The 23,759-nt window shown below is 74.6% G+C and carries 24 protein-coding genes and 1 riboswitch; of the genes, 7 read left to right on the top strand and 17 right to left on the bottom strand.

What is annotated here, in order from left to right:
• Positions 1–117: 117 nt before the first annotated feature.
• The gene (locus FB457_RS27230) at positions 118–510 is read left to right on the top strand and encodes a hypothetical protein (RefSeq protein ID WP_047019542.1); all 393 of its coding nucleotides are present in this window, start codon (positions 118–120) and stop codon (positions 508–510) included.
• A gap of 89 nt (positions 511–599) precedes the next feature.
• On the opposite strand, the gene FB457_RS27235 is transcribed toward FB457_RS27230, so the two are convergent.
• Complete coding sequence (locus FB457_RS27235) at positions 600–1,778, bottom strand: acyl-CoA dehydrogenase family protein (protein ID WP_145783592.1); 1,179 nt, start codon at positions 1,776–1,778, stop codon at positions 600–602.
• Between the two features lie 226 nt (positions 1,779–2,004).
• On the bottom strand, positions 2,005–2,658 hold the full coding sequence (locus tag FB457_RS27240) for a TetR/AcrR family transcriptional regulator (protein WP_047019540.1): 654 nt from the start codon (positions 2,656–2,658) through the stop codon (positions 2,005–2,007).
• A gap of 130 nt (positions 2,659–2,788) precedes the next feature.
• Here FB457_RS27240 and FB457_RS27245 point away from each other — a divergent pair, with 130 nt between their 5' ends.
• The 3 genes from FB457_RS27245 (at position 2,789) to FB457_RS35425 (ending at position 4,367) form a co-directional block, all read left to right on the top strand.
• Entirely contained in the window at positions 2,789–3,529 is a 741-nt protein-coding gene (locus FB457_RS27245) for an SDR family NAD(P)-dependent oxidoreductase (RefSeq protein ID WP_047019539.1), read from the top strand.
• Between the two features lie 65 nt (positions 3,530–3,594).
• Positions 3,595–3,912, top strand: coding sequence for a DMT family transporter (locus FB457_RS27250; RefSeq protein ID WP_047019538.1), 318 nt, complete (start codon positions 3,595–3,597; stop codon positions 3,910–3,912).
• 41 nt (positions 3,913–3,953) lie between these two features.
• The gene (locus FB457_RS35425) at positions 3,954–4,367 is read left to right on the top strand and encodes a hypothetical protein (RefSeq protein WP_186462051.1); all 414 of its coding nucleotides are present in this window, start codon (positions 3,954–3,956) and stop codon (positions 4,365–4,367) included.
• A gap of 273 nt (positions 4,368–4,640) precedes the next feature.
• On the opposite strand, the gene FB457_RS27260 is transcribed toward FB457_RS35425, so the two are convergent.
• A complete protein-coding gene (locus tag FB457_RS27260; RefSeq protein WP_186462052.1) occupies positions 4,641–6,014 on the bottom strand; it encodes a peptidase C39 family protein in 1,374 nt (457 codons plus the stop codon).
• 177 nt (positions 6,015–6,191) lie between these two features.
• Between FB457_RS27260 and FB457_RS27265 the strand changes: the two genes are divergently transcribed.
• Both FB457_RS27265 and FB457_RS27270 read left to right on the top strand, forming a co-directional pair.
• The gene (locus FB457_RS27265; RefSeq protein WP_145783594.1) at positions 6,192–6,800 is read left to right on the top strand and encodes a hypothetical protein; all 609 of its coding nucleotides are present in this window, start codon (positions 6,192–6,194) and stop codon (positions 6,798–6,800) included.
• A gap of 425 nt (positions 6,801–7,225) precedes the next feature.
• Positions 7,226–9,091, top strand: coding sequence for an AAA family ATPase (locus FB457_RS27270; protein WP_047019535.1), 1,866 nt, complete (start codon positions 7,226–7,228; stop codon positions 9,089–9,091).
• A gap of 25 nt (positions 9,092–9,116) precedes the next feature.
• Here FB457_RS27270 and FB457_RS27275 read toward each other — a convergent pair whose 3' ends face one another.
• From FB457_RS27275 to ribD, 10 genes are all read right to left on the bottom strand, one after another.
• Positions 9,117–10,232 (bottom strand): CNNM domain-containing protein, encoded by a 1,116-nt coding sequence (locus FB457_RS27275; RefSeq protein WP_145783596.1) that lies wholly within the window; start codon positions 10,230–10,232, stop codon positions 9,117–9,119.
• Positions 10,229–11,599, bottom strand: a complete 1,371-nt coding sequence (locus FB457_RS27280; RefSeq protein WP_173534910.1) for a hemolysin family protein — start codon at positions 11,597–11,599, stop codon at positions 10,229–10,231. The genes FB457_RS27275 and FB457_RS27280 overlap by 4 nt, the downstream gene beginning before the upstream one ends.
• A gap of 169 nt (positions 11,600–11,768) precedes the next feature.
• Entirely contained in the window at positions 11,769–12,209 is a 441-nt protein-coding gene (locus FB457_RS27285) for a PH domain-containing protein (RefSeq protein WP_047019532.1), read from the bottom strand.
• Positions 12,206–13,054, bottom strand: a complete 849-nt coding sequence (gene hisG / locus FB457_RS27290) for an ATP phosphoribosyltransferase (RefSeq protein ID WP_047019531.1) — start codon at positions 13,052–13,054, stop codon at positions 12,206–12,208. Before hisG ends, FB457_RS27285 begins: the two co-directional genes overlap by 4 nt.
• A gap of 51 nt (positions 13,055–13,105) precedes the next feature.
• The gene (locus FB457_RS27295) at positions 13,106–13,378 is read right to left on the bottom strand and encodes a phosphoribosyl-ATP diphosphatase (protein ID WP_047019530.1); all 273 of its coding nucleotides are present in this window, start codon (positions 13,376–13,378) and stop codon (positions 13,106–13,108) included.
• A gap of 34 nt (positions 13,379–13,412) precedes the next feature.
• A complete protein-coding gene (gene ribH, locus FB457_RS27300) occupies positions 13,413–13,898 on the bottom strand; it encodes a 6,7-dimethyl-8-ribityllumazine synthase (RefSeq protein ID WP_047019529.1) in 486 nt (161 codons plus the stop codon).
• A 72-nt stretch (positions 13,899–13,970) separates the two neighbouring features.
• On the bottom strand, positions 13,971–15,356 hold the full coding sequence (locus tag FB457_RS27305; RefSeq protein ID WP_047019528.1) for a bifunctional 3,4-dihydroxy-2-butanone-4-phosphate synthase/GTP cyclohydrolase II: 1,386 nt from the start codon (positions 15,354–15,356) through the stop codon (positions 13,971–13,973).
• Positions 15,353–16,018, bottom strand: a complete 666-nt coding sequence (locus tag FB457_RS27310) for a nicotinamide mononucleotide transporter family protein (protein ID WP_047019527.1) — start codon at positions 16,016–16,018, stop codon at positions 15,353–15,355. The genes FB457_RS27305 and FB457_RS27310 overlap by 4 nt, the downstream gene beginning before the upstream one ends.
• Positions 16,015–16,632 (bottom strand): riboflavin synthase, encoded by a 618-nt coding sequence (locus FB457_RS27315; protein ID WP_047019526.1) that lies wholly within the window; start codon positions 16,630–16,632, stop codon positions 16,015–16,017. The genes FB457_RS27310 and FB457_RS27315 overlap by 4 nt, the downstream gene beginning before the upstream one ends.
• Before the next feature lie 2 nt (positions 16,633–16,634).
• On the bottom strand, positions 16,635–17,777 hold the full coding sequence (gene ribD / locus FB457_RS27320; protein WP_047019525.1) for a bifunctional diaminohydroxyphosphoribosylaminopyrimidine deaminase/5-amino-6-(5-phosphoribosylamino)uracil reductase RibD: 1,143 nt from the start codon (positions 17,775–17,777) through the stop codon (positions 16,635–16,637).
• A 173-nt stretch (positions 17,778–17,950) separates the two neighbouring features.
• Positions 17,951–18,081, bottom strand: a riboswitch (FMN riboswitch).
• Positions 18,082–18,273: 192 nt separating this feature from the next.
• Between ribD and FB457_RS27325 the strand changes: the two genes are divergently transcribed.
• On the top strand, positions 18,274–18,978 hold the full coding sequence (locus FB457_RS27325; RefSeq protein WP_173534909.1) for a DUF5995 family protein: 705 nt from the start codon (positions 18,274–18,276) through the stop codon (positions 18,976–18,978).
• Between the two features lie 25 nt (positions 18,979–19,003).
• Here the strand turns inward: FB457_RS27325 and FB457_RS27330 are convergent, their stop codons facing one another.
• The 4 genes from FB457_RS27330 to FB457_RS27345 all read right to left on the bottom strand — a co-directional run bounded on the left by FB457_RS27330 (position 19,004) and on the right by FB457_RS27345 (position 23,746).
• On the bottom strand, positions 19,004–20,722 hold the full coding sequence (locus FB457_RS27330) for an FAD-dependent oxidoreductase (protein ID WP_145783598.1): 1,719 nt from the start codon (positions 20,720–20,722) through the stop codon (positions 19,004–19,006).
• A gap of 114 nt (positions 20,723–20,836) precedes the next feature.
• Positions 20,837–21,625: a nitrilase-related carbon-nitrogen hydrolase gene (locus FB457_RS27335; RefSeq protein WP_145783600.1), complete on the bottom strand. Its 789-nt coding sequence runs from the start codon at positions 21,623–21,625 to the stop codon at positions 20,837–20,839.
• A gap of 153 nt (positions 21,626–21,778) precedes the next feature.
• Positions 21,779–22,234: an Lrp/AsnC family transcriptional regulator gene (locus FB457_RS27340; protein ID WP_047019522.1), complete on the bottom strand. Its 456-nt coding sequence runs from the start codon at positions 22,232–22,234 to the stop codon at positions 21,779–21,781.
• A 72-nt stretch (positions 22,235–22,306) separates the two neighbouring features.
• Positions 22,307–23,746, bottom strand: a complete 1,440-nt coding sequence (locus FB457_RS27345) for a GuaB1 family IMP dehydrogenase-related protein (protein WP_047019521.1) — start codon at positions 23,744–23,746, stop codon at positions 22,307–22,309.
• Positions 23,747–23,759 lie beyond the last annotated feature (13 nt).

Genomic DNA, 23,759 nt, shown 5'->3' on the forward strand with positions numbered 1-23,759 from the left:
CATCGGGGAGCGAGGGGGACCCTGCGGACGATTATTCGGATGACAGCGAGGGAAATCCTTGCTGTGGTCGAGACCACCACGTGACCGTCCAGGTGGCCCAACCTGAGGGGGAGCAGCATGCGCCGTTCCGAGCATGTCGAGCTCGTCGATCCCGACGCCGTCGACGACGAGGAGGGCGGCAGTTACGCCGAGACCTCGCTGATCTTCCGGGTGCTCTGCCCGGACTGCGTCCAGCCCATCGCCCTGCTGGAGGGCGAGGACGTGCTTCCCGAGCACGCCCGCGTCACCCCGGCGAACCCGTTCGGCCTGACCGTGTGCACCGGCTCCGGCAGCCCGCTCTCGGCCGCCGTGCCCGAGGACGCGCGGCTCGACGCCCGCGCCGAGGACACGGCCGTGCTGCTCACCCTGCCCGAGGGCCTCGACTGGCGTCGCCAGCCCTTCTCGCACGTCGGCGGCACGGGGAACGCGCCGGTGCTGCGGCGGCTGCCGGGGATGCGCCGGCGCAGGTAACGCCCGGGCACCGCCCCGCGGCACCCGGCCGCGTCACGGCCCCGCCCCGCCGCTTCCGACGCGCTACGGACCGGCTTGCCGCACCCCGGTTATCCCCGGTCCGTCTCGGCACCCAGCAGGTGCCGCGCGACGACCACGCGCTGGATCTGGTTGGTGCCCTCCACGATCTGCAGCACCTTCGCCTCGCGCATGTAGCGCTCCGCGGGGAAGTCCGCCGTGTAGCCGTAGCCGCCGAGCACCTGCACGGCGTCGGTCGTCACCCGCATCGCCGCGTCCGTGCAGAACAGCTTGGCCATCGCGGCGTCCCGGGCGAAGGGCAGGCCGGCGTCGCGCCGCCGCGCGGCGGCGAGGTACATCGCGCGCCCGGCCGCGATCTGCGTCGCCATGTCGGCGAGGAGGAAGCGCAGCCCCTGGAAGTCTGCGACGGGCCGGCCGAACTGCTGCCGCTCCTGCGCGTATCCGTGCGCCGTGTCGAGCGCCCCCTGCGCCACCCCGATCGCGCACGCCGCGATCCCGAGCCGGCCCGAGTCGAGAGCGTCGAGCGCGATGGCGAAGCCCTGCCCCTCCTCGCCGATGCGGCGCGCGTCGGGGATCCGTACCCCGTCGAAGTGCAGCAGGCCGGTGGGCGAGCCCTTCATGCCCATCTTCTTCTCCGGCGGCGCGGCGGTCAGCCCGGGGGCGTCGCCGGGCACGAGGAAGGCCGTGATGCCGCCGGCGCCGGGGCCGCCGCTGCGGGCGAGGACGGTGTAGAAGTCGGCGACCCCGGCGTGGGTGATCCACGCCTTGGTGCCGTCCAGGGTCCACGTGTCGCCGTCGCGTACGGCCCGGGTGGTCAGGGCGGCGGCGTCGGAGCCGGAAGCGGGCTCGGAGAGGCAGTACGCGCCGAGCAGGCCGCCGCCGAGGATGGCCGGAAGGAACTCCTTGCGCTGCTCCTCGGTGCCGTAGCCGGCGACCGCGTGGGTGGCGAGGGTGTGCACGGAGGTGCCGAGACCGACGGTCAGCCGGGCGGCGGCGAACTCCTCCAGCACCTGCAGGTAGACCGTGTACGGCTGCTCCCCGCCGCCGTACTCCGCCGCGTAGGGCAGCGCGAGCAGTCCCGACTCCGACAGGGTGGTGAACAACTCCCGGGGGAAGCGGCCCGCTTCCTCTTCTTCTGCGGCCACGGGAGCGATCTCCCGCCGGACCAGCTCGCGGACGAGGGCCAGCAGGTCGCGTGACTCCTCGGTGGGCAGCTCGCGTTCCACGGGCAGCGGACCACGTACGGCCATGCGGTGCACTCCTCTTCGCCGGGCGCGCGTACGGCGCTGTCGACGGCGGCCCCGGCCGGGATATGGCGGCGCCGCCCGTTGTGTTCGTGCAGCCCGATGCTGCCCCGCCGGATTGCGGCGGGCCGGCATGTAAGGCTGCGGTGAAGGGGAGTATGCCCGATCGGCGGTACGCCGAGACAGACGGGGTACGTACCGAACCGGCCACTGACCGGCTCGGGTTCCGAGGTCAGGGGGCGGCGGCACCGCCGTCGGCCGCGAGGCCCGCGAGCAGGTCGTCGTAGCCGGCCTTGACGCGGGCGACGCTCATGCCGCCGGTGCGGCGCTGGTAGCCGTAGAGGTTGGCGGCCAGCGGGGCGAGCAGGGCGTCGGCGAGCCAGCGCACGTCGGCCTCCGGCCGGATCCGGCCGACGAGCAGCGCGAGGTGCTGCCGGTACAGCTCGTACGAGCCCTCGGTGAACCGGGCGTCGGCGGAGTCCATCTCGGCCACGAGCAGCAGCCCGAGCTGGTCCTCGGTGCGGTCGACGAGGGCGTGCAGGAAGGCGCGGATGCGCTCCGGCGCGGATGCGCCGGGGCCGAGCGGCGGCGGGCCCTGGAGGAACGCGGCCTGGAACTGCACCTCGCGGTCGTCGATGACCGCGTACGCCAGCCCCGCCCGGTCGCCGAAGCGGCGGTAGACGGTGCCGACGCCGACCCCCGCGGCCTTGGCCACCTCGTCCATGGACAGCGCGTCGGGGCCGCGCTCGGCGACCATCGCGGCCGCGGCGGCGAGGATCCTGCGGCGGTTCTGCGCGGCGTCCGCGCGTTCCGCCGGCGGCCCGCCGGCCAGGGGCAGCTCGGCGCCGGCCGGCCGCCGCCGACTGGTCACGTCGTCCTGTGTCACCTGCGCTCCCTCCTCCCCGGAGGATAGCGAACAGGAGACTTCTCCGGTTCTCGCTGGCATCCGGAGAGTTCTCCGGTTACTCTTCGAAGGCACCAACCGGAGAACTCTCCGGATATCGAAGGGAACGAACATGACGCAGCTTGCGGGCCGGACGGCCCTGGTCACCGGCGGCAGCCGCGGCATCGGCGCCGCGATCGCGCGGCGGCTGGCCGAGGAGGGCGCCGACGTGGCGCTCACGTACCACCGCTCTCCCGAACGGGCCGCGGAGGTCGTACGCGCCGTGGAGAAGGCCGGCCGGCGGGGACTGGCCATCGCGGCCGACGCCGCGGACCCCGACGCCGTCGTCGCCGCGGTCGACCGCGCCGCCGCCGAACTCGGCCGGCTGGACGTGCTGGTGAACAACGCGGGCATCGCGCCGTACGGGCCGCTGGCCGAGGTGCGCCGGGAGGACGTGGACGCGGTGCTCGCCATCCACGTCCGCGCGGTCTTCCTCGCCTCCCAGGCGGCCGCCCGCCACCTCGGCCCCGGCGGCCGGATCATCAGCATCGGCAGCAGCTTCGCCGAGCGGGTGCCGATACCGGGCTGGACCCTCTACGCCGCCAGCAAGTCCGCGCTGACGGGGCTCACCCGCGGGCTCGCCCGCGACCTGGGCCCGCAGGGCATCGCCGTCACCGTCGTCCACCCCGGTGACACCGACACCGAGATGAACCCCGCCGACTCCCCCGACGCCGACGCCGCCCGCGCCCTCAGTGCGCTGGGCCGTTACGGCACCCCCGAGGACGTCGCCGCCGCCGTGGCGCACCTCGCGGGCCCCGGCGGCGCGCAGATCACCGGCGCGGCGATCGCCGTCGACGGCGGCTTCGCCGCGTAGAGCGGCCGCCCGCCGTTCCGCGCGCCCCTCCCCGTACCACCCGAACGACCGACCCGGGAGACACCGTGCCCTGGATATTCCTGCTGATCGCCGCCGGCCTCGAACTCGTCTGGGCCAGCGCCCTGAATCAGTCCGACGGCCTTACCCGCCTCTGGCCCTCGACGATCGGTCTGGTGATGGCCATGGCGAGCGTCGTCGTGCTGACGATGGCGCTGCGCAGCCTGCCCGTCGGCACGGCGTACGCCGTGTGGGTCGGGCTCGGCTCGCTGGGGGTGGCCGCCGTGGGCATCCTCGCGCTGGGCGAGAGCGCGTCGCCGGCCCGGCTGGCGTGCCTGGGGCTGATCCTCGCGGGCGTCATCGGGCTGAAGTTCGTCGAGGGCTGACCGTGCGGAACCCCGCGGGCGCACCGGGAGTTGCCCCGTACATGGGTGACGTCGTGCCGTATCTGGCCGCGGGCGGCTGCCTGCTCGCGGTGATGGGCTTCCTCACCTGGCTCAAGGGGGTCGTACGCCGCCGCGGGCTCGCCGGCTCGGCGATGCGGGGCGCGCTCGCCGCGTACGAGGAGGCGATGCGCGTCACCGCGCACGACTCCCACCACGAGGTCCGCGCGGCGGCGGAACGCCAGGCGCCGGCCGGGGCGTCCGGCGATCCGCGCCGGCGGCTCCGGTTCCGACGCCAGACGCCTGCCGCCGCGTGCAGTTCGGGTCCAGATTCTTCCAGACAGTGGATCGATGACGCCCACGCCACATGCGCCCAGATCGGCCTGGGCACGGGAGCCGCGACCGCGACACCACGTGCTCCGCACCCGCCACACGCAACTGGCCGTGGGCGCCGCTGACTCCCGCGCAGGCGGAGACGAAGCTGTGGGACGGCAACCGCATCCGGGACGGAATCCTGCCCGAGCAGCCGGTGGCCGGCAAGGTGGCCCAGGGCCTGCTCCCGGTGATCGGGGCGTGCTACGAACTCGACACCTGGGGCGTCACCAAGCTCTGCCCCGGAGCGGATGCCGAGGCAAGCAGCCCGACGCGGATCTCCCTGGATTCACCCTGCACGCACCGGCCGTCCTCGGCGGGGCCCTGCGCAGAGCTGCGGAGGGCCCCGCCCAGACGGTTCAGCGGATGCCGACCGCGGCCAGTGCGGCCTGCTGGGCACCGGTGATCTCGCTGCCCCACAGCACGTAGCAGATGCCGCCGGTGCCGGAGCGGACCTTGCCGGCGGCGTCGTAGCGCTTCGTGCGGAGCCAGATGTTCTCCCACTGGCGGCGCTTGTAGACGTGCCGCACCGCCGGGTTGTCCGGCGAGGCGGGGTCGTTGGCGACGACGTCGCCGTCCTTGGTGAAGCCGACGACGGTCATCAGGTGGCCCGACGTGCCGTAGCCCGCACCGTCCAGCTCCGCCTCGATGAAGGACTGGGACGTTATCAGCGGGATGCCGGCGGCCACGAGGAGTTCGGCGTCGGCGAGCGAGCCGAGCCGGGTGACGACGCCGTGCATGTCGCGGTACGTGCTCGCGTAGGCGGTGTTGAAGGGCCAGTTGCCGCAGCCCTCGTACTGGTAGTCGTAGGTGAAGCGGGCGGCGTGGCAGACCTGCGGGTCGTCGTAGTCGGGGTTGACCCACTCCAGGTCCCCGGCGGTGGGCTTGCGGCCCCAGTACTCGATGATCATCTGCGCGGAGGTGGGGCTGCACCACGCCTCGCCGCCGTTGTCGTACTCCGGGTAGCGGCCGGCGTGGATGTTCTGCGAGTAACGCGGGACGATCAGCTCGCGCGACAGCCGCGGCGTGCTCGCGGGCACCTCGAAGCGGTCCGGCACGTCCGAGCCCATCGCGCCGACCCGCCACACCTGCGGCGTCGCGTCGCTGCCGGGCTTGCGGTAGAGCGTCACCCGCAACTGGTAGTCGACGAGCCGCAGTCCGCTCGCCGCGTCGTCGACCGAGAAGGTGTCGGTCCAGATGCTGCTCTTGCCGTCCGACTGGTCGTCGACCGTGGTGCGGCGGATGTCCCCGTCGCCCGCGGCCCAGCGGCCCATCACGTACCAGGGCGTGCGGCCGCCGTCGTTGTACGTGCCGCGCAGCTCGACCATCAGCCAGGTGCCGGCCGGGGTGGCGGCGTTCCAGGAGGCGACGACCTCGGTCGCGGCCGGGGCGAGCCGGTGGACCGGGGACGTCCAGGTGGCGTACTCCCAGGAGGCGGTGGTCCCGGTGTGCGGGTCGGCGTACTCCGTACGGCCCGCGGGGCGGCCGATCACGATGCCGGGGCGGCTGCCGGGGACGACCTTCGTGCCGCGGGCACTGCCGCGGCGCCAGGCCGGCGCGGAGGCCCAGCCGTGGTAGTCGACGAGGGAGCTGCCGAGCGGCGGCCGGCCGGCCGTGCCGCCCGGGGCGACGGGGGCGCTGAGCGCGGCGGCGGACGCGGCCGGGGCGGCTCCGGCCGCTGCGGCTGCCAGGGCGGCAGCCAGCACGGCGCGCCGTGACGCACTTCGGGGCATGGCGGACTCTCCAGACGATAGCGGCGCATGCTGGGGGGGCAGGCCACAACTATTCACCCTCGCTCTGCCGTTAGGAAGTCAATCCGTGCTACGAGATGGGTGAACATTGGTTCATACCACTGGTGTGACCTGGGGCGGAGAAGGGGCCCGCCGGGCGGTCGCCGTAGCCTTGCGGCGATGAGCGCACCCGACCCCCCGGCGTCCGGCCCCGCGCCGGCCGCCCTGGCCCGCGAGCTGCGGGGCCTCGAACCGTCCTGCGGACCCGTGCGGCTGGTGGCCGTCGACGGGCACGCCGGGTCCGGCAAGACGACGTTCGCCGGCCGGCTCGCCGCGGCGCTGGGCGGGGCGCCCGTACTCCGGCTGGACGACCTCGCGACACACCGCGAGTTCTTCGGCTGGACCGGACGGCTGCGCCGCCAGGTGCTCGACCCGCTGGCCGCAGGGCGCCCCGCGGTCTACGACGCGTACGACTGGGACGCCCGCGCCTTCACCGCGCGCCGCACCCTGCCGCCGGCGCCCGTGGTGCTCGTCGAGGGCGTCGGCGCGGGCCGCCGGGAGCTGCGCCCGCACCTCGCCCGGCTGCTGTGGATGGAGGTACCGGCCGCGGAGGCGTGGGCCCGCGGGCGGGAGCGCGACGGGCCGGGGCTCGCGGAGTTCTGGGACGACTGGGAGCGGGCGGAGGGTGCGCACTTCTCGGCCGACCCGTCCCGCCCGTACGCCGGTCTTCTGGTGGTGCGCCGGGGGGACGCGTACCGGCTGGTCCCGGGCCCTGCGAGCGCCCGCTGACCCCGGTTGGCGCACACCCTGCGTAGCCGGTCTGAGGCCCGGCCGGAATCGGCCCCTCCAGGCCCCAACTCCGCTTGACCCGGGGGCAGTACAGGACTTACGTTCTCAGTGAGCGGGCCCCACCGGCACCGCCTCACGCGCGAAGCCCCCGATTGTTCCCCCGTGATCGGGGGCTTCGTTCTGTCCTCAAGAGGGAACAATGGGATGACTTACGTACCGGCCGCCCCTCACCCACGGTCACCGCGGCGGGCGGCCGGGTCCCCCGCGCGCGCGTCCGATACGTGCCGTCGGCCCGCATCGCCGCCGCGGGTACCATGCGAGCAGGCCGTCTTTGCTGCAACTCCCCTGTTCTGCAAGGGAGTTGGCGGGAGACGGCCGACCAGCGACCCGAGGAGATCCACGGGGGAACGGTTGGTGGCTACGTGATGGACAACGGCGCGCGCGGGCCCGAGGCCCCCGCGGAGCTCGCCTGGCTGCGGGGCGTCGACGCCTACACCATGGGCGCGTACACCCGGGCCGAGGAGGAGTTCAGGTCCGCCGTGCGGCTGGACCCGCAGATGGCCGACGCCTGGCTGGGCCTGCACGCGCTGCGGGCGGACACCGCCACGGCGCTGCTGGAGATGTACCGGCACCGCGACCGCTTCGGCGAGCAGCGGGCCCGGCACCGCCGCCCCCTCAACTCCTGGTACTGGCTGGGCTGGTGGGTGCAGCCCGTGCTCGACTCCGGCCGCGACCTGCTGCTCGCGCACGCCTCCCACTGGCTGGACGGCCGGCACGTCGCCGAGCTGGAGCAGGCGCTCGCCGCCTGTCCCCCCGCCGAGGCCGACCCGCAGGTGCGCTTCCTGCACGCCTGCCGCGCGTACCTGGTCAAGGACTGGGAGCAGCTCGTCCGGCTGACCGTGCCGCTCACCGACGACCCGCTGCTGGGCATCGAGGCGGGGCTCTTCGCCGGCATGGCGCGGGTCCGGCTGGAGATGTACGGGCAGGCCGTGCCGATGCTCTCCGCCGCGCTGATGCGCTGCCGCAGCGAGCAGCCGCAGCGCAAGGAGCTGCGCTACTGGCTGGCACGCGCGCAGGAGGGCTCCGGCCGCAGCGCCGCCGCGCTGCCGCTGTACCGCGCGGTGCACCGGATCGACCCCTCCTTCATGGACACCGCGGCCCGGATCGCCGCCATCGACGACCTCGACGACTTCGACGGCCTGGACCCGGTGCCGGGCCTGGCATCGGTGTCCCTCGGCGGCGCCGAGCAGGAGACCGCGCCGGGCGACCCCGCTCCCCCGGCGCCCGACGGCCGGGAGTTGGTGCCCGCCGACGAGGTGCTCCGCCCGCCGCCCCCGGCCGGCGGCCCGGGCGTCCTGCGCGAGCGCGCCTCGCTGCACGCGGGCTCCGCACACCAGCCGGCCGCCGCCGATCCCGGGATACTCGCCGAGGCGCTGGCCGACCTCGACCGGATGGTGGGCCTCGACCCCGTCAAGCGGCAGGTGCGGGCGCTGTCGGCGCAGCTCAACATGGCGCGGCTGCGGGCCGGCGAAGGGCTGCCGGTGCAGCCGCCGAAGCGGCACTTCGTCTTCTCCGGCCCTTCCGGTACGGGCAAGACCACCGTGGCGCGCATCCTGGGCCGGGTCTTCTACGCCCTCGGGCTGCTCGCCAGCGACCGGCTCGTGGAGGCCGGACGGGCCGATCTCGTGGGCGAGTTCCTGGGCCAGACCGCGGTGAAGGCCAACGACCTCATCGACTCCGCGCTCGGCGGCGTGCTCTTCATCGACGAGGCGTACAGCCTCGCCGGCGTCGGCTACTCCCGCGGCGACGCGTACGGCGACGAGGCCCTCCAGGTGCTGCTCAAGCGCGCCGAGGACAACCGCGACCGGCTCGTCGTCATCCTCGCCGGCTACCCCAAGGGCATGGACCGCCTGCTCTCCAGCAACCCGGGCCTCACGTCCCGCTTCACGACGCGCGTCGACTTCCCCAGCTACCGCCCGCTGGAGCTGACCGCGATCGGCGAGGTGCTGGCCGCGCAGAACGGCGACAAGTGGGACGAGGAGTCGGTCGAGGAGCTGCGCAGCATCTGCGGGCACGTCGTCGACCAGGGGTGGATCGACGAGCTGGGCAACGGCCGCTTCCTGCGCACGCTGTACGAGAAGAGCTGCGCCTACCGCGACCTGCGGCTGTCGGCCTACCCGGGGCCGCCGGGCCGCGAGGACCTCGCGACACTGCGGCTGCCGGACCTGATGCAGGCGTACGGCGAGATACTGTCCGGCCGCGAGCCGAAGGCCGAGCCGGACGCCGGCTGACCGGCCGCGCCCGAACCGCGTCCGGTCAGCCGACCGAGGTGGGCACGGACTCCGCGGCCGTCCCGTCCGCCGTGCGCTGCCGCACCGTCAGCCGGTGGGCGGGGTCACGTACCTCGCCGACCAGCAGCTCCAGCACGTCCTCCAGCGTCACCAGCCCCAGCACCCGCCCGGGCGCCGCGGGGTCGGCCACCGCCGCCAGATGGGAGGCGCCGCGCCGCATCGCGGCCAGCGCGTCGTCCAGCGGCAGCTCCGGGCGCAGCACGGTCATCGGCCGGAACAGGTGTGCGGGCACGGCCCGTTCGCGCTCGTCCAGCTCGAGGACGTCCTTCACGTGCAGATAGCCGAGATAGGTGGGTCCTGCCGCGCCGCTGCCGCCGGCGTCGCGCACCGGGAAGCGCGAGTAGCCGGTGCGCACCGTCAGCTCCTCGACCTGCCGCGGGGTGGCGGAGGCGGTGACCGCGACCATCGAGCCGGGGTCGAGCAGCACGTCCGTCACCGGCCGCGAGCCGAGGCCGAGCGCGTCGTTGAGCCGCCGCTGCTCGCCGTCGCCGAGCAGCCCGGCGTCGCGGGAGTCGGCGACCAGGTCGGTCAGTTGCTCGGTGGTGTAGACGCTGGTGAGCGCCGAGCGCGGCTCCACCCGCACCAGCCGCAGCATGTGCCGGGCCAGGGCCCCGAGGAGCGCCGTGACGGGGCGGCAGATCCGGGCGAACGCGACCAGCCCGGGCGCGAGCCACAGCGCCGCCGCGGCGGGCGCGGCCAGCGCGAGGTTCTTGGGCACCATCTCGCCGATCACGAGGTGGAGGCAGACGACGACGGCCAGCGAGACGGCGTAGCCGAGCGGGTGGATGAGCCCGTGCGGCACGTGGGCGGCGTGGAAGGCGGGCTCCAGCAGCGAGGCGATGGCGGGTTCGGCGAGCGCGCCGAGGGTCAGCGAGCAGACCGTGATGCCGAACTGCGCGGCGGCCATCATCTGCGGCAGGTGCTCCAGACCGTGGAGCACCCGGCGGGCGCGGGCGGAGCCGGCGGCGGCGTGCGGCTCGATCTGGCTGCGGCGTACGGAGACGAGGGCGAACTCGGCGCCGACGAAGAACCCGTTGGCCAGCACCAGCAGCGCGGCGAAGGCCAGGTGGAGCGCGCTCACGCGGCCCTCCCCTCCGCCCCGCCCCGGCCCGCCGCGGCGGGCACCGGGGGCGCGCCGCCGGCGGTACGCACCAGCCGTACCAGCGCCGCCCGGTGGTGGTCGACGTGCCGTACGGCGAGCCGCCAGCCCGGCAGTGCCGCCGTGTCCCCGGCCGCCGGAATCCGGCCCAGCAGCGCGGCGACGAGCCCCGCCACCGTCTCGTACGGGCCCTCCGGCGCCGTCAGCCCGATCCGGCGCAGCGCGTCGAGCCGGCAGCCGCCGTCGGCGTCCCATGCCGGGCGGCCGTCGACGGCAGGCGCGGCCCGCAGGTCGGGGACGCCGTCGACCTCCCGGTCGTGCTCGTCACGGACCTCCCCGACCAGCTCCTCGACGATGTCCTCCAGCGTCACGACGCCCGCCGTGCCGCCGTACTCGTCGACGACCACGGCTATCGGCTGCCCGCCGCGCAGCTTCTCCAGCAGAGGCTGCGCCGGCAGCGTCCCCGGCACCAGCAGCGGCGGCACCGCGATCCGCGCGACGGGGGTGCGAGCCCGGCGGGCGGCGGGCACGGCCAGGGCGTCCTTGAGGTGGACCATGCCGGTGACCTCGTCCAGCCGGCCGGCGTAGACGGGGAAGCGGGACAGTCCGGTGGCGCGGGTGAGGTTGAGAACGTCCGCCGCGGTGGCGGAGGACTGCAGCGCGACCACCCGTACCCGCGGGGTCATCACGTGCTGCGCGGTCAGCTCGCCGAGCGAGAGGGTGCGTACGAACAGGTCGGCGGCGTCCGGCTCGATCATCCCGGCCTGCGCGGAACTGCGCGCCAGGGACCCCAGCTCGGTGGGCGTACGGGCCGACGCCAGCTCCTCGGCCGGCTCGACGCCCAGGAGCCGCACCAGCCGGTTGGCGGCGGTGTTGAGCAGCGCGATGAGCGGGCGGAAGAAGCGCGAGAACGCGGTCTGCGGCCCGGCGACGAACCGGGCGACGGCCAGCGGCCGGGACACCGCCCAGTTCTTCGGCACCAGCTCGCCGAGGACCATCTGCGCCGCCGAGGCGAGCAGCACCCCGGCGGCCAGCGCGGTGCCGGGCACCGCGCCGCCGGGCAGCCCCGCGGCCGTGAGCGGGCCGCGCAGCAGCCGGCCGAGGGCGGGCTCGGCGAGCATGCCGACGACCAGCGAGGTGAGGGTGATGCCGAGCTGGGTGCCGGAGAGCTGGAACGACAACTGCCGCAGCGCGGCCACCACGCGGGCGGCGCGCCGGTCGCCCGCCGCGGCGGCCCGCTCCGCCTGCGGGCGCTCCACCGCGACCAGCCCGAACTCGGCCGCCACGAAGAAGCCGTTGGCCAGGATCAGCAGGAACGCGAAGCCCAGCAGGGCCAGTGAGGTCATCACCGCGCCGCCTCCGTGCGGGAGGCGGCGCCGGTACTACAGGAGGATCCGTCCATCGCCCTGGGGGGCTCACTCCTCGGGTCGCCGGGTGACCCGGTGCGCGCGGCTCCGGGAGGGCCCCTCGGGGGCCCTGGGCACCAGAGTAGACACGACTCGGGGGTACGGGGCAGAGTCAGGCGCCGGACGCGGCCGTGCCGCGCTCCGCGGCCATCCCGGCGAGCGCCCGCGCGTCCCGCTCGGCCTGCTGCCTGGCGATGCCCGGCTGGATGCCCATCACGGGCAGGCTCGTGCCGTCGGCGAGGTCCAGGGAGACCCAGGGGTCGCCGGGACCCAGGTTGACGCGGAGGATCTCGGCCCAGGCCAGATGCCGGCGGTGGGTGAGGTTGGTGACGGTGACGCCGTCGTCGTCCGCGACCACCTTGGGCCGGCCGAGCAGCAGCAGGCCGCCGAGGAAGAGCAGCCCGACGACGATGAAGCTGATCCGCTCCCCCACGTTCAGGCTCAGCGTCAGCCCGATCGCGGTGAGCGTGGCGAAGATGACCAGCCCGGCGCCGACGAGTACCACCCGGGTGCGGTGGGGCCGGAACGTGACCGGCAGCTCGGCGGCGCTCACAGGCGGCAGGCGTGGATCGTGGTGGTGAGGATGGCCCGCGCCCCCAGGTCGTACAGCTCATCCATGATCCGCTGGGCGTCCGCGGTGGGCACCATCGAACGGACGGCGACCCATCCCTCGTGGTGCAGCGGCGAGACGGTGGGCGACTCCAGCCCGGGGGTGAGGGCCACCGCCTTCTCCAGGTGCTCGGCGCGGATGTCGTAGTCCATCATCACGTACCGGCGGGCGACGAGGACGCCCTGCATCCGGCGGAGGAACTGCCGGACCTTCGGCTCCTCCCGGGGCGAGCCGGTGCCGCGGATGACGATCGCCTCGGAGGTGAGGATCGGCTCGCCGATGATCTCCAGACCGGCCTGCCGCAGCGTGGTGCCGGTCTCGACGACGTCGGCGATGATCTCGGCGACGCCGAGCTTGATCGCGGTCTCCACCGCGCCGTCGAGGTGGACGACGTCGGCGTCCACGCCGTTGTCCGCGAGGTGCTTGGCGACCAGCCCGGAGAAGGACGTGGCGACCGTCTTGCCGCCGAAGTCGGCGACGCCCGCGGCGGTGCCGGGGCGGGTGGCGTAGCGGAAGGTGGAGGCGCCGAAGCCGAGCTGCATGATCTCCTCGGCGCCGGCGCCGGAGTCGAGGAGCAGGTCGCGGCCGGTGATGCCGATGTCCAGGCGGCCGGAGCCGACGTAGACGGCGATGTCGCGGGGGCGCAGGAAGAAGAACTCGACGTCGTTGTCCGCGTCGGTGAGCACCAGTTCGTGGCGGTCCGTGCGCTGACGGTAGCCGGCCTCATGGAGCATCGCCGACGCAGGCTCGGCGAGGGAACCCTTGTTGGGGACGGCGATGCGCAGCATGGTCGTGGCTCTTCCTGTTCTGCCGGGTCGGCTGACGGGTGCGTACGGGCGTCAGAGGTGGGCGTAGACGTCGTCCAGGGAGATGCCCCGGGCGACCATCATCACCTGCAGGTGGTAGAGGAGTTGGGAGATCTCCTCCGCGGTGCGCTCCTCGCCCTCGTGCTCGGCGGCCATCCAGACCTCCGCCGCCTCCTCGACGACCTTCTTGCCGATGGCGTGCACGCCCTGCTCGACGAGCTGGGCGGTGCGGGAGGTGGCGGGGTCGCCGGTGGCGGCCTTCTGGCAGAGCTCGGCGAAGAGCTCCTCGAATGTCTTGCTGGCCATGGTGGGCCCAAGTCTACGGGGTCCGCGGGGGCACTCAGCGCCAGGGTTCCGCGACGTTCCGCAGCGCCGTGGCGGTGGCCACGGCGGCGGTTGCCGCCTCGTGGCCCTTGTCCTCCACCGAGTCCGCGAGCCCGGCGCGGGCGAGCGCCTGTTCCTCGGTGTCGCAGGTGAGCACGCCGAAGCCGACGGGCACGCCGGTCTCCACGCCGACGCTGGTCAGACCCTGGGTGACGCCCTGGCACACGTAGTCGAAGTGGGGGGTGCCGCCGCGGATGACGACGCCGAGGGCGACGACGGCGTCGTAGCCGCGGCCGGCCATCGCCTTGGCGACCACGGGCAACTCGAAGCTGCCGGGCACGCGCAGCAGGGTGGGCTCGGCGATGCCCAGCTCGCCGAGGGCGCGCAGGGCGCCGTCGACGAGCCCGTCCATCACCTGCTCGTGCCAGAGCGCCGCGACGACGGCGACCCGCAGGTCCTCGCAGTTCTTCACGGTCAGTTCGGGTGCGCCCTTGCCGCTCACGGCTCTCCTCGTTCGCTGTGCTCTACGGATGTGCGGGGTGTCGGGGTGTTCGGAAACGGTGTCGCTACGGCGTCACTGGTTGCTGCACACCGCGACGGGCGCGCCGTCCAGCCACGGCAGGTGGTGGCCCATGCGGTCGCGCTTGGTGCGCAGGTAGCGCAGATTGTGCTCGCCGGCCTCGACGGGGGTGGGCTCGCGACCGGTGACGGCCAGGCCGTGGCGGAGCAGGGCGTCGACCTTCTCCGGGTTGTTGGTCATGAGACGCACGGAGGTGACGCCGAGGTCGGCGAGCATCCGGGCGCCGGCGGCGTAGTCGCGGGCGTCGGCGGGCAGGCCCAGCTCCAGGTTGGCGTCGAGGGTGTCGCGGCCGCGCTCCTGGAGCTCGTACGCGCGCAGCTTGGACAGCAGGCCGATGCCGCGGCCCTCGTGTCCGCGCAGGTAGATCACGACGCCGCGGCCCTCGGCGGCCACGCGGCGCAGCGAGGCGTGGAGCTGCGGGCCGCAGTCGCAGCGCTGGGAGCCGAAGACGTCGCCGGTCAGGCACTCGGAGTGGAGGCGTACGAGCACCCCCTGGCCGAGGTCGTCGACCCCGCCGACGTCGCCCATGACCAGGGCGATGTGCTCGACGCCGTCGGCCGCCGAGCGGTACCCGTACGCGGTGAAGTCGCCGTACGCGGTGGGCAGCCGGGTCTCGGCCTCGCGGCGTACGGCGGGGGCGTCCGCGGGAGCGTCCGTAGGCACGGCCGCGCGCCCGGCGGCGGCCGGTGCCGCCGGGGGCTCCGGGTCGGCCGGGGCGCGCTCGGTGGTCCTGCGGTACTCGATGAGGTCGGCGATGGAGATGATCGCGAAGCCGTGCCTGCGGGCGAACGGCACGAGCTGCGGCAGCCGCAGCATCTCGCCGTCCTCACCGGCGATCTCCACGATCGCGGCGGCCGGCCGCAGCCCGGCGAGGCGGGCCAGGTCCACGCCCGCCTCGGTGTGCCCGTCGCGGACGAGCACGCCGCCCTCCCGGGCGCGCAGCGGGAAGATGTGCCCGGGGCGGACGAAGTCCGCGGCGACGGCGGCGGGGTCGGCGAGCAGCCGGATCGTGGCCGCCCGGTCCGAGGCGGAGATGCCGGTGGTGACGCCGTGGGCGGCGGAGGCGTCCACGGTGACGGTGAAGGCGGTGCGCAGGGACTCGGTGTTGCGCCGGACCATCTGCGGGATGCCGAGCCGGTCCAGCTCCGCGCCGGTCATCGGCATGCAGATCATGCCGCTGCACTCGCGCATCATGAACGCCACGGTGGCGGGCGTGATCAGTTCGGCGGCGACGACGAGGTCGCCCTCGTTCTCGCGGTCCTCGTCGTCCACGACGACCACGGGCCGGCCGGCGGCGATCTCCTCTATCGCGCGCTCGACCGGGTCGAGGCGGAGGTCCTCCGCCTCCCCGGCGGGCGGCCAGGTCGTAAGAGCGGTCATGCGGCGGCTCCTTCCAGTGCCTCCGGCCGCCCGGCGGCGGGCGGGGCGGTGCGGCGGCTCGCGGTCCACCAGGCGCGGAGGCCGAGGAGGACGACGACGCCGTAGACGACGTACACGAGGGCGGAGAACTTCAGGTCGCTGGAGTACGCGAGGGGGACGCCGACCGCGTCGACGGCGAGCCAGGCGAACCAGAACTCGACCCAGCCGCGGGCCATGGCGACCATGGCGGCGACGGAGCCGGTGAACAGGTAGGCGTCCGGCCAGGGGTTCCAGGACAGCGACGGGACGGCGAGGAAGAGCAGGGCCACGGCGGTGGTGCCGGCCGCGGTGGCGGCGACGAGCCAGGCGCGCTCGGTCCAGGTGGCGAAGCGCACCCGTATCGCCCCGCTCTCGCGCCGGCCGCGCGTCCACTGCGCCCAGCCCCACACCGAGACGCCGACGACGAGCAGTTGCTTGCCGACGCCGCCGGTGAGGCCGGCGGAGGCGTACGCGACGACGAGCACCGCGCCGGAGAGCAACTGGGCCGGCCAGACCGCCACCGAGCGGCGCCAGCCGAGGGCGAGGGCTCCCAGCCCCAGCACGTTGCCGGTCATGTCGGCCCACTTGATGTCCTCGCCGAACACCGAGAAGGCCACGCCGTTGAGGGAGTCCAGGGCGCTCACTCCCGGGCTCCGTCCGCGCGGGCCGCGTGCGGGGCGACAAGCCGCTCGACGTACTTGGCGACGATGTCGACCTCCAGGTTGACCCTGTCCCCCGGCTGCTTGAAGCCGAGGGTGGTGAGCGCGAGCGTCGTGGGGATGAGGCTGATCGTGAAGAAGTCGGGGCCCGCCTCCACGACGGTGAGGCTGACGCCGTCGACGGTGATGGAGCCCTTCTCCACGACGTAGCGGGAGAGGCCGGCCGGCAGTGAGACGGTGACGACCTCCCAGTTGTCGGAGGTCTTGCGCGCCGTGATCTCGCCGGTGCCGTCCACGTGGCCCTGCACCAGGTGCCCGCCGAGGCGCCCGCCGACGGCGGTGGGGCGCTCCAGGTTGACCCGGTCACCGGGGCCGAGGCCGCCGAGGCTGGAGCGGTCCAGCGTCTCGGCCATCACGTCGGCGGTGAACTCCGCGCCCTCGTGGTCGACGACGGTCAGGCACACGCCGTTGACGGCGATGGAGTCGCCGTGCCGGGCGCCCTCGGTGACGACGGGGCCGCGGAGCCGGAAGCGGGCGGCGTCGGGCAGCTCCTCGACGGCGACGACCTCGCCGAGCTCTTCAACGATTCCGGTGAACAACGTCAGCTCTCCTTGGTGGCGGGCGGCTCGGGCGCGGGACCCGGCACGGCGGTCAGCCGCAGGTCGGGGCCGAGGTGATCGACGGCGGTCACATCGAGGCGCAACGCCTCGCCGATCGTCCCGATTCCGGCGTCGGCGAGCGCGGCGGGCCCGGCGCCCAGCAGGACGGGGGCGAGGTAGCAGACGACCCGGTCCACGACGCCGGCGGCGAGAAACGCCCCGGCCAGGGCCGGGCCGCCCTCCAGCAGTACGGAGCGCACGTCCCGCCCGTACAGCGCGGCGAGCAGCGCGGCGACGTCGAGGCCGCGGCCGCCTGCGGCGCGGGGCAGCCGCACGACGTCGGCGCGGCGGCCGGCGCGGACCGCGGCGGCGTCGAGGACGGCGTCGAGGCGGCCGACGGCGGAGTCCGCGGCGTCGGCGGCCACGGCGACGAGGGTGGGGGCGGCGCCGTCGAGGATCCGGGCACCGGGGGTGAGCGCGGTGCCCCCGGTGTCGGCGACGACGCGCAGCGGCTGGGTGACGCCGGCCTCGGCGCGGGGTCCGCGGACGGCGAGCTGCGGGTCGTCGGCGCGCAGGGTGCCGGAGCCGACGACGACGGCGTCGGCCTCGGCGCGCAGCCGGTGCACGTCGGCGCGGGCGGCCGGCGAGGTGATCCAGCGGCTGGTGCCGTCGGCGGCGGCGCTGCGGCCGTCGAGGGTGGCGGCGTACTTCCAGAGCACGTAGGGGCGGCCGCGGAGCACGGAGGTCAGCCACGGCTCGTTCCCGGCGGCGGCCTCGTCGGCGAGCAGGCCGCCCTCGACCTCGATGCCCGCGGCGGCGAGCGCGGCGGCCCCGCCGCCGGCCGCGGGGGTGGGGTCGGCGACGGCGTAGACGACGCGGACGACGCCGGCGTCGGCGAGGGCGCGGACGCAGGGACCCGTGCGGCCGGTGTGGCTGCAGGGTTCGAGGGTGACGACGGCGGTGCCGCCGCGGGCCCGCTCCCCCGCGTCGGCCAGCGCGGCGACCTCGGCGTGCGGGCCGCCTGCGCGGGCGTGGTGGCCCTCGCCCGCCGGGTGCCCGGCGGCGTCGAGGATCACGCAGCCGACGACGGGGTTGGGGCTGGTGTCGCCGAGCGCCCGGGAGGCGAGCGCGATGGCGCGGCGCATCGCCTGCGCTTCGGCTGGGGTGGCCACCGGGTCCTCCTGCCTCGTCGGGCACGGACTCCGGGGCCTGTCTTCACGACAGTCACGGAACGCGATCACCGGAGCGCCGGCCGGGAGACGGGTGGACCGCCCGGAAAGGGACGGGCCGCCGCCGGCGGCGCACCTGTGGCATCCCGCCGCGCACTGCCTCCCATCCGGACTTTCACCGTCGGTCCAGGAATTTCACCTGGTCAACCGGCCGCTGGCAGCGGCCGGGTCGCGGACTTTAACCGCCGGTTCGGATTTTCACCGACCCCGGAGTGCGCGTACGTCACTGGTACGCCTCCAGTCTGCCACGCCCCGGCGGCGGTCAACCCACCGGATCCTGTGGGCTGGATCACCTCCGCGCGGCCCGGGCCGGTCCCGGCGGGACGGCGGGCACCACTCGAACGAGGGGTGCTCCGGGCCCCGCCCGGCCGGGTGATGGCCGCGCGGTCCCCCGGCTGCCAGGGTGGCCGCCATGACGTCTGTGCAGGACAAGGCGGCCCCGGGCACCCTCGACGCCGCCGCGGAACGGATGCGCGCGCTGACGTGCGAGTTGCCCCGGCGCGACGGGGTCGCGGTCTTCACCTCGGTCTATCTCGTGGTGACGGACGAGGTGCGGCTGCATCTGGCGGCCGGCCGCTTCGCCGACCGGACCGCGGCCGCGGGGCTCGCCGCGGACTTCGCCGGCCGGTTCCTGGCCGCGGTGGACGACGCCGCGGCCGGCCGCCGCCCGCCGGCCTGCTGGCGGCCGCTCTTCGAGGCCCGCCGCCATCGCGGGGTGCACACCCTGCAGTTCGCGCTCGCCGGCATCAACGCCCATATCGGCTACGACCTCCCGCTCGCCGTCGTCGCCACCTGCCGGGCGCTGGAACGCGAACCCGAGGAGGTCGAGGGCGACTACGAGCGAGTGGGCGAGCTGCTCGTACGGCTGGAGGAGCGGATCCGCGAGCAGCTCATGCCGGGGCCCGATCTGCTGGACGTGGCGGATCCGCTCACCCACCTCGCGGGCGCCTGGAGTCTGGAGCGCGCGCGGGACGCGGCGTGGGCGGCGGCCCGGGTGCTGTGGCGGCTGCGCGGACTGCCGGAGGTGGGCGAGGAGTTCACCGAGCGGCTGGATCAGTCGGTGGGGCTGGTCTCGCGCTGCCTGCTGGTCCCGCTGGGCGGCCGGCCGGCCGGCTGAGCCGGGTGCCCGGCCGCCGCCGTCGTCAGTCCTCCGGCAGCTCCACCGGGGCGATGGCGTCGAAGACGTCGCCGGGCCCGGGGTTGGCCGGGTCGGTGGCGCCGCCGAAGTGCCGCATCACGCCCCACACCGCGTTCAGCGCGGTCTGCACCGCGCCCTCGGCCCAGCCCGCCGTCCAGGAGATGTCGTCGCCGGCCAGGAACAGCCCGCGCTTGCCCGCGGGCAGCGCCTCCTGCATGAAGTGGGTGAACAGCCGCCGCTGGTAGCGGTAGTGGCCGGGCAGGTTCGCCTTGAACGCGCCCATGAAGTACGGCTCGTCCTCCCAGGAGACCGTCAGGGGCGGCCCGATGACGTGCTTCCTGATGTCGACGCCCGGGTAGATCTCGCCGAGCGACTTCAGCATGACCTCCATCCGCTCCTCGGCCGTCAGCGGCAGCCACTTCAGGCTGTCGTCGCACCAGGTGTACGAGAGGCAGATCGCCGCCGGGCGGTCCGGGCCCTCGTCGAGGAGGTAGGTGCCGCGGGTCATGCGGTCGGTGAGCGTCATGGACATCACGTCGCGCCCGGTCGGCCGCCCGTCGCCGTCGACGGCCGGGTCCAGCCAGAACGGCCGGTCCACGGGCACGAAGAGCTTGGACGAGGCCATGTAGTGGGTGCGTTCGACGGCGGTCCAGTGGTCGATGGGCAGCAGCTCGTCGGCACAGTCGATCTTCGACAGCAGCATCCACGACTGGGCGGTGAAGACCGCGGCCCGGTAGGTGCGTACGTCGCCCGCGGAGTCGGTGACGGTGATCCGCTCGCCGGCGGCGCGGGCGAGCCGGGTGACCGCCGGGCGGGGGGTGCCGCCGGCGTGCAGGGCGGCCAGCGAGGTCCCCTGCGGCCAGTGCACGAGCTTGCCGGGCGCGCGGTCCCAGAGCCGCAGCGGCAACTGCCGGCTGCCGCCGACGATGCCGTGGTGGTCGTCGTCGGCCTCGGTGTAGACGACGCGCAGGATCTCCAGGATGGAGTTGGGGAAGTCGGTGTCCCAGCCGCCGGTGCCGAAGCCGACCTGGCCGAAGATCTCCCGGTACCGGAAGGAGCGGAAGGCCGCCGAGTCGCAGAGGAAACCGTAGAACGTCTGGCTGTCGAGCCGTTCGACCAGCGCCGCCCACAGCTCGCGGATCCGCGGTACGTCGCGCTCGCGGATGGCGCGGTTCATGGCGCTGAAGTCCGCGCCCTCCTCCAGGCAGTCGGCCCAGGCGGCGGCGACGTCGCGGTAGACCTGCGGCAGGTCGTCGATGGTGCGGGCGTAGTGCGACTCGCCCTTGAGGTCGACGACGGTCGAAGGGGTGCCGGGGGCCAGCGGGTTGGGGAACGGGCGGGTCGCGAGGCCCGCGAGGTCGATGTAGTGCCGCAGCGCCGTGGACGACGGCGGGAAGCGCATCGCGCCCATCTCGGCGGTGAGCGCGGGGTCGCAACCGGGGAACGTCTCGGTGCGCAGCCGGCCGCCGATCCGGTCCGCCTCGTAGACCACCGGCTTCAGGCCCATCTTCATCAGCTCGTACGCGGTGACGAGGCCGGAGAGCCCGCCGCCGATCACGGCGACCTCGGTGCCGTGCTCCGTCGCCGGTATCTGGCCCAGCCCGGCGGGGTGGGCGAGGTAGTCGTCGTAGGCGAAGGGGAAGTCGGGGCCGAACATCGTGATCGGCCGCCGGCCGGTCTCCTCCCCCGCGGGGTGGACGGCGGTGGGCACGGTGGACGTCATCGGGCGGTGCTCCTCGGGCGTGCGGGCAGGGGCGGCGCGCGGCCGCCGCCGGGGCGTGCGCGGGTACGGGTCCGGTGGCTACGGGCTACGGGTGCGGGACTTCGGCGCGGGGCGTCAGGCGTACAACTCGGGCCTGAGGTCCGCGAGATAGGTGTTGTCGCGGCGGGCGGCGGTGATCCGGGCCGGGTCGGCGTCGGCGAGCAGCAGGTCCTCGCCGTCGTGCCCGGCGCGGGCGCGCACCGTGCCGTCGGGTGCGGCCAGGCAGCTCAGCCCGGCGAAGTGGTGCTCGCCCTCGGCGCCGACCCGGTTGACGTACGCGACGTAGAGCTGGCTCTCGTAGGCGCGCACCGGGATGAGGGCGCGGGGCACGAACTCGTACGGGCGCATCAGCGCGGTGGGCACGAGCAGCAGCTCCGTGCCGGCCAGGGCGTGCGCCCGCACCGGCTCGGGGAACTCCACGTCGTAGCAGATCAGGATGCCGACGCGGATGCCGTCGACGTCGGCCTGGACCACGGGGGTGTCGCCCGCGGTGAAGAACTTGCGCTCAAAGTCGCCGAAGAGGTGCGTCTTGCGGTAGTTGGCCAGCGGATAGCCGTACGGGGAGACGAGCTGGACGGCGTTGTACACGTCGGAGCCGTCACGCTCCGGGTAGCCGTAGGCGATGGACAGACCGTGGTCGGCGGCGATGCCCGCGACGGCGCGGGCGCCGGGGCCGTCGGCCGGCTCGGCGCGGCCCGCGGGATCGGTGGCGTAGCCGCTGAGGGACAGCTCGGATGCGACGAGCAGCCGCGCGCCCCCGGCGGCGGCGGTCCGGGCGGCGGCCTCCAGCGCGGCGAGGGCCTCCCGTCTGCTCGGGGGCACCCCGGCCGGCCCCTGGAGCAGGGCGGTGCGCAGCGGCGCCATGGGCAACCTCGCAGGCGGGTGGTGGGTGCGTTTCCCCCGACGGTACGTCCTGCGCGCGGCCCGGAACAAGGCCGGTCGATTGCGTCCGACCAGGCGATTCGTTGCGTCTCCGCGGCCCTTCGCGGTGATCCGTTGCGTGCCGGGCCGTGCGGCTCAGAGCGGTGGGTCGGGGGCGTAGCGGCGGACGAGCGGGGAGAGGACGAGGACCGATCTGGTGCGCTCGACGAACGGCTCGCCCGCGATCCGTTCCAGCACTTCCTCGAAGTGGCGCATGTCGGTGGCGAAGATCTGCACGATGGCGTCGGCGTCGCCGGTGACGGTGGAGGCGGCGGCCACCTCGGCGTAGCGCGACAGTGCGCGGCGGATGTCGCCGGGGCCGGTGTTGGAGCGGCAGTACAGCTCGACGTAGCCCTCGGTGGCCCAGCCGAGCGCGGTGGGGTCGACCCGTACGGTGAAGCCGGTGATGGCGCCGGCGGCGCGCAGCCGGTCCACGCGCCGCTTGACCGCGGGCGCCGACAGGCCGACCTCGGCGCCGATGTCGGCGTAGGTGCGGCGGGCGTCCTCGGCGAGGGCGCGCACGATCCGCTCGTCCAGCTCGTCGAGTCGCATGTCCGCAGTACACCACGGCCGGCCGGGCGGCTCCCCCGGCGGCCGGAGCGGTGCCCTTGCCCGTGCCGCGCCCTACTGCCAGCTCGCGTGCAGCGGCTGGCCCTCGGCGTACCCCGCGGCGCTCTGCACGCCGACCACGGCCCGCTCGTGGAACTCCTCCAGCGTCGCCGCCCCGGCATAGGTGCACGCGCTGCGCACGCCCGCGACGACGGCGTCGATGACGTCCTCGACACCGGGCCGTGCCGGGTCCAGGAACATCCGCGAGGTGGAGATGCCCTCCTCGAAGAGCCCCTTGCGGGCGCGGTCGTACGCGGACTCCTCGACCGTGCGGCCGCGGACGGCGCGCGCCGAGGCCATGCCGAAGCTCTCCTTGTACAGCCGCCCGTCCGCGGTCTGCTGGAGGTCGCCCGGGGACTCGTAGGTGCCGGCGAACCAGGAGCCGATCATGACGTTCGAGGCGCCGGCGGCCAGCGCCATCGCGACGTCGCGGGGATGCCGCACGCCGCCGTCGGCCCACACGTGCTTGCCGAGCCGGCGCGCCTCGGCGGCGCACTCCAGCACGGCGGAGAACTGCGGGCGGCCCACGCCCGTCATCATGCGGGTGGTGCACATCGCACCGGGCCCGACGCCGACCTTGACGATGTCGGCGCCCGCCTCGACGAGGTCGCGTACGCCCTCGGCGGCGACGATGTTGCCCGCCGCCACCGGCACCTCGGGACCGAGGGCGCGGACGGCGCGCAGCGCGAGGATCATCTGCTCCTGGTGGCCGTGCGCGGTGTCCACCACGAGGGTGTCGATGCCCGCGTCGAGGAGCTGCTCGGCGCGGCCCGCGACGTCGCCGTTGATGCCCACGGCGGCGGCGATGCGCAGCCGGCCGCGGGCGTCGGTGGCGGGGGTGTAGAGGGTGGCCCGCAGGGCGCCCTTGCGGGTGAGGAGGCCGACGAGCCGCCCGTCGGGGCCGACGGCGGGGGCGAGCCTGCGGTGGGCGGCGTCCAGCCGGTTGAACGCCTCGCGCGGGTCGATGTCCGCGTCGAGGGTGAGCAGGTCGCGGGACATGACCTCGGAGAGCTGGGTGAAGCGGTCCACGCCGTTCAGGTCGGCCTCGGTGACGACGCCGACGGGGCGGCCGTCCTCGACGACGACGGCGGCGCCGTGCGCCCGCTTGGGCAGCAGCGCCAGCGCGTCGGCGACGGTGGAGTGGGGGCCGAGCACGATGGGCGTGTCCAGCACCAGGTCGCGCTCCTTGACCCAGGAGACGACCTCGGTGACCACGTCGATGGGGATGTCCTGCGGGATGACGACCAGCCCGCCGCGGCGGGCCACGGTCTCCGCCATCCGGCGGCCGGCGATGGCCGTCATGTTGGCGACGACGAGCGGGATGGTGGTGCCGGTGCCGTCGGCGGACGACAAGTCCACGGCCTGGCGGGAGCCCACGCCGGAGCGGCGGGGGACCATGAACACGTCGTCGTAGGTCAGGTCGTACGGGGCGGGAGAGTCATTCAGGAAACGCACGTACTTGAGTGTC

The sequence above is a fragment of the Streptomyces sp. CNZ287 genome (assembly GCF_007827615.1).

What these genes read in the sequence shown, in the direction of transcription:
- FB457_RS27230 (WP_047019542.1), top strand. Translation starts at nt 118, where the DNA reads ATGCGCCGTTCCGAGCATGTCGAGCTCGTCGATCCCGACGCCGTCGAC.
- FB457_RS27235 (WP_145783592.1), bottom strand. Translation starts at nt 1,778, where the DNA reads ATGGCCGTACGTGGTCCGCTGCCCGTGGAACGCGAGCTGCCCACCGAG.
- FB457_RS27245 (WP_047019539.1), top strand. Translation starts at nt 2,789, where the DNA reads ATGACGCAGCTTGCGGGCCGGACGGCCCTGGTCACCGGCGGCAGCCGC.
- FB457_RS35425 (WP_186462051.1), top strand. Translation starts at nt 3,954, where the DNA reads ATGGGTGACGTCGTGCCGTATCTGGCCGCGGGCGGCTGCCTGCTCGCG.
- FB457_RS27260 (WP_186462052.1), bottom strand. Translation starts at nt 6,014, where the DNA reads ATGCCCCGAAGTGCGTCACGGCGCGCCGTGCTGGCTGCCGCCCTGGCA.
- FB457_RS27265 (WP_145783594.1), top strand. Translation starts at nt 6,192, where the DNA reads ATGAGCGCACCCGACCCCCCGGCGTCCGGCCCCGCGCCGGCCGCCCTG.
- FB457_RS27270 (WP_047019535.1), top strand. Translation starts at nt 7,226, where the DNA reads ATGGACAACGGCGCGCGCGGGCCCGAGGCCCCCGCGGAGCTCGCCTGG.
- hisG (WP_047019531.1), bottom strand. Translation starts at nt 13,054, where the DNA reads ATGCTGCGCATCGCCGTCCCCAACAAGGGTTCCCTCGCCGAGCCTGCG.
- FB457_RS27295 (WP_047019530.1), bottom strand. Translation starts at nt 13,378, where the DNA reads ATGGCCAGCAAGACATTCGAGGAGCTCTTCGCCGAGCTCTGCCAGAAG.
- FB457_RS27305 (WP_047019528.1), bottom strand. Translation starts at nt 15,356, where the DNA reads ATGACCGCTCTTACGACCTGGCCGCCCGCCGGGGAGGCGGAGGACCTC.
- ribD (WP_047019525.1), bottom strand. Translation starts at nt 17,777, where the DNA reads ATGCGCCGCGCCATCGCGCTCGCCTCCCGGGCGCTCGGCGACACCAGC.
- FB457_RS27325 (WP_173534909.1), top strand. Translation starts at nt 18,274, where the DNA reads ATGACGTCTGTGCAGGACAAGGCGGCCCCGGGCACCCTCGACGCCGCC.
- FB457_RS27330 (WP_145783598.1), bottom strand. Translation starts at nt 20,722, where the DNA reads ATGACGTCCACCGTGCCCACCGCCGTCCACCCCGCGGGGGAGGAGACC.
- FB457_RS27335 (WP_145783600.1), bottom strand. Translation starts at nt 21,625, where the DNA reads ATGGCGCCGCTGCGCACCGCCCTGCTCCAGGGGCCGGCCGGGGTGCCC.
- FB457_RS27340 (WP_047019522.1), bottom strand. Translation starts at nt 22,234, where the DNA reads ATGCGACTCGACGAGCTGGACGAGCGGATCGTGCGCGCCCTCGCCGAG.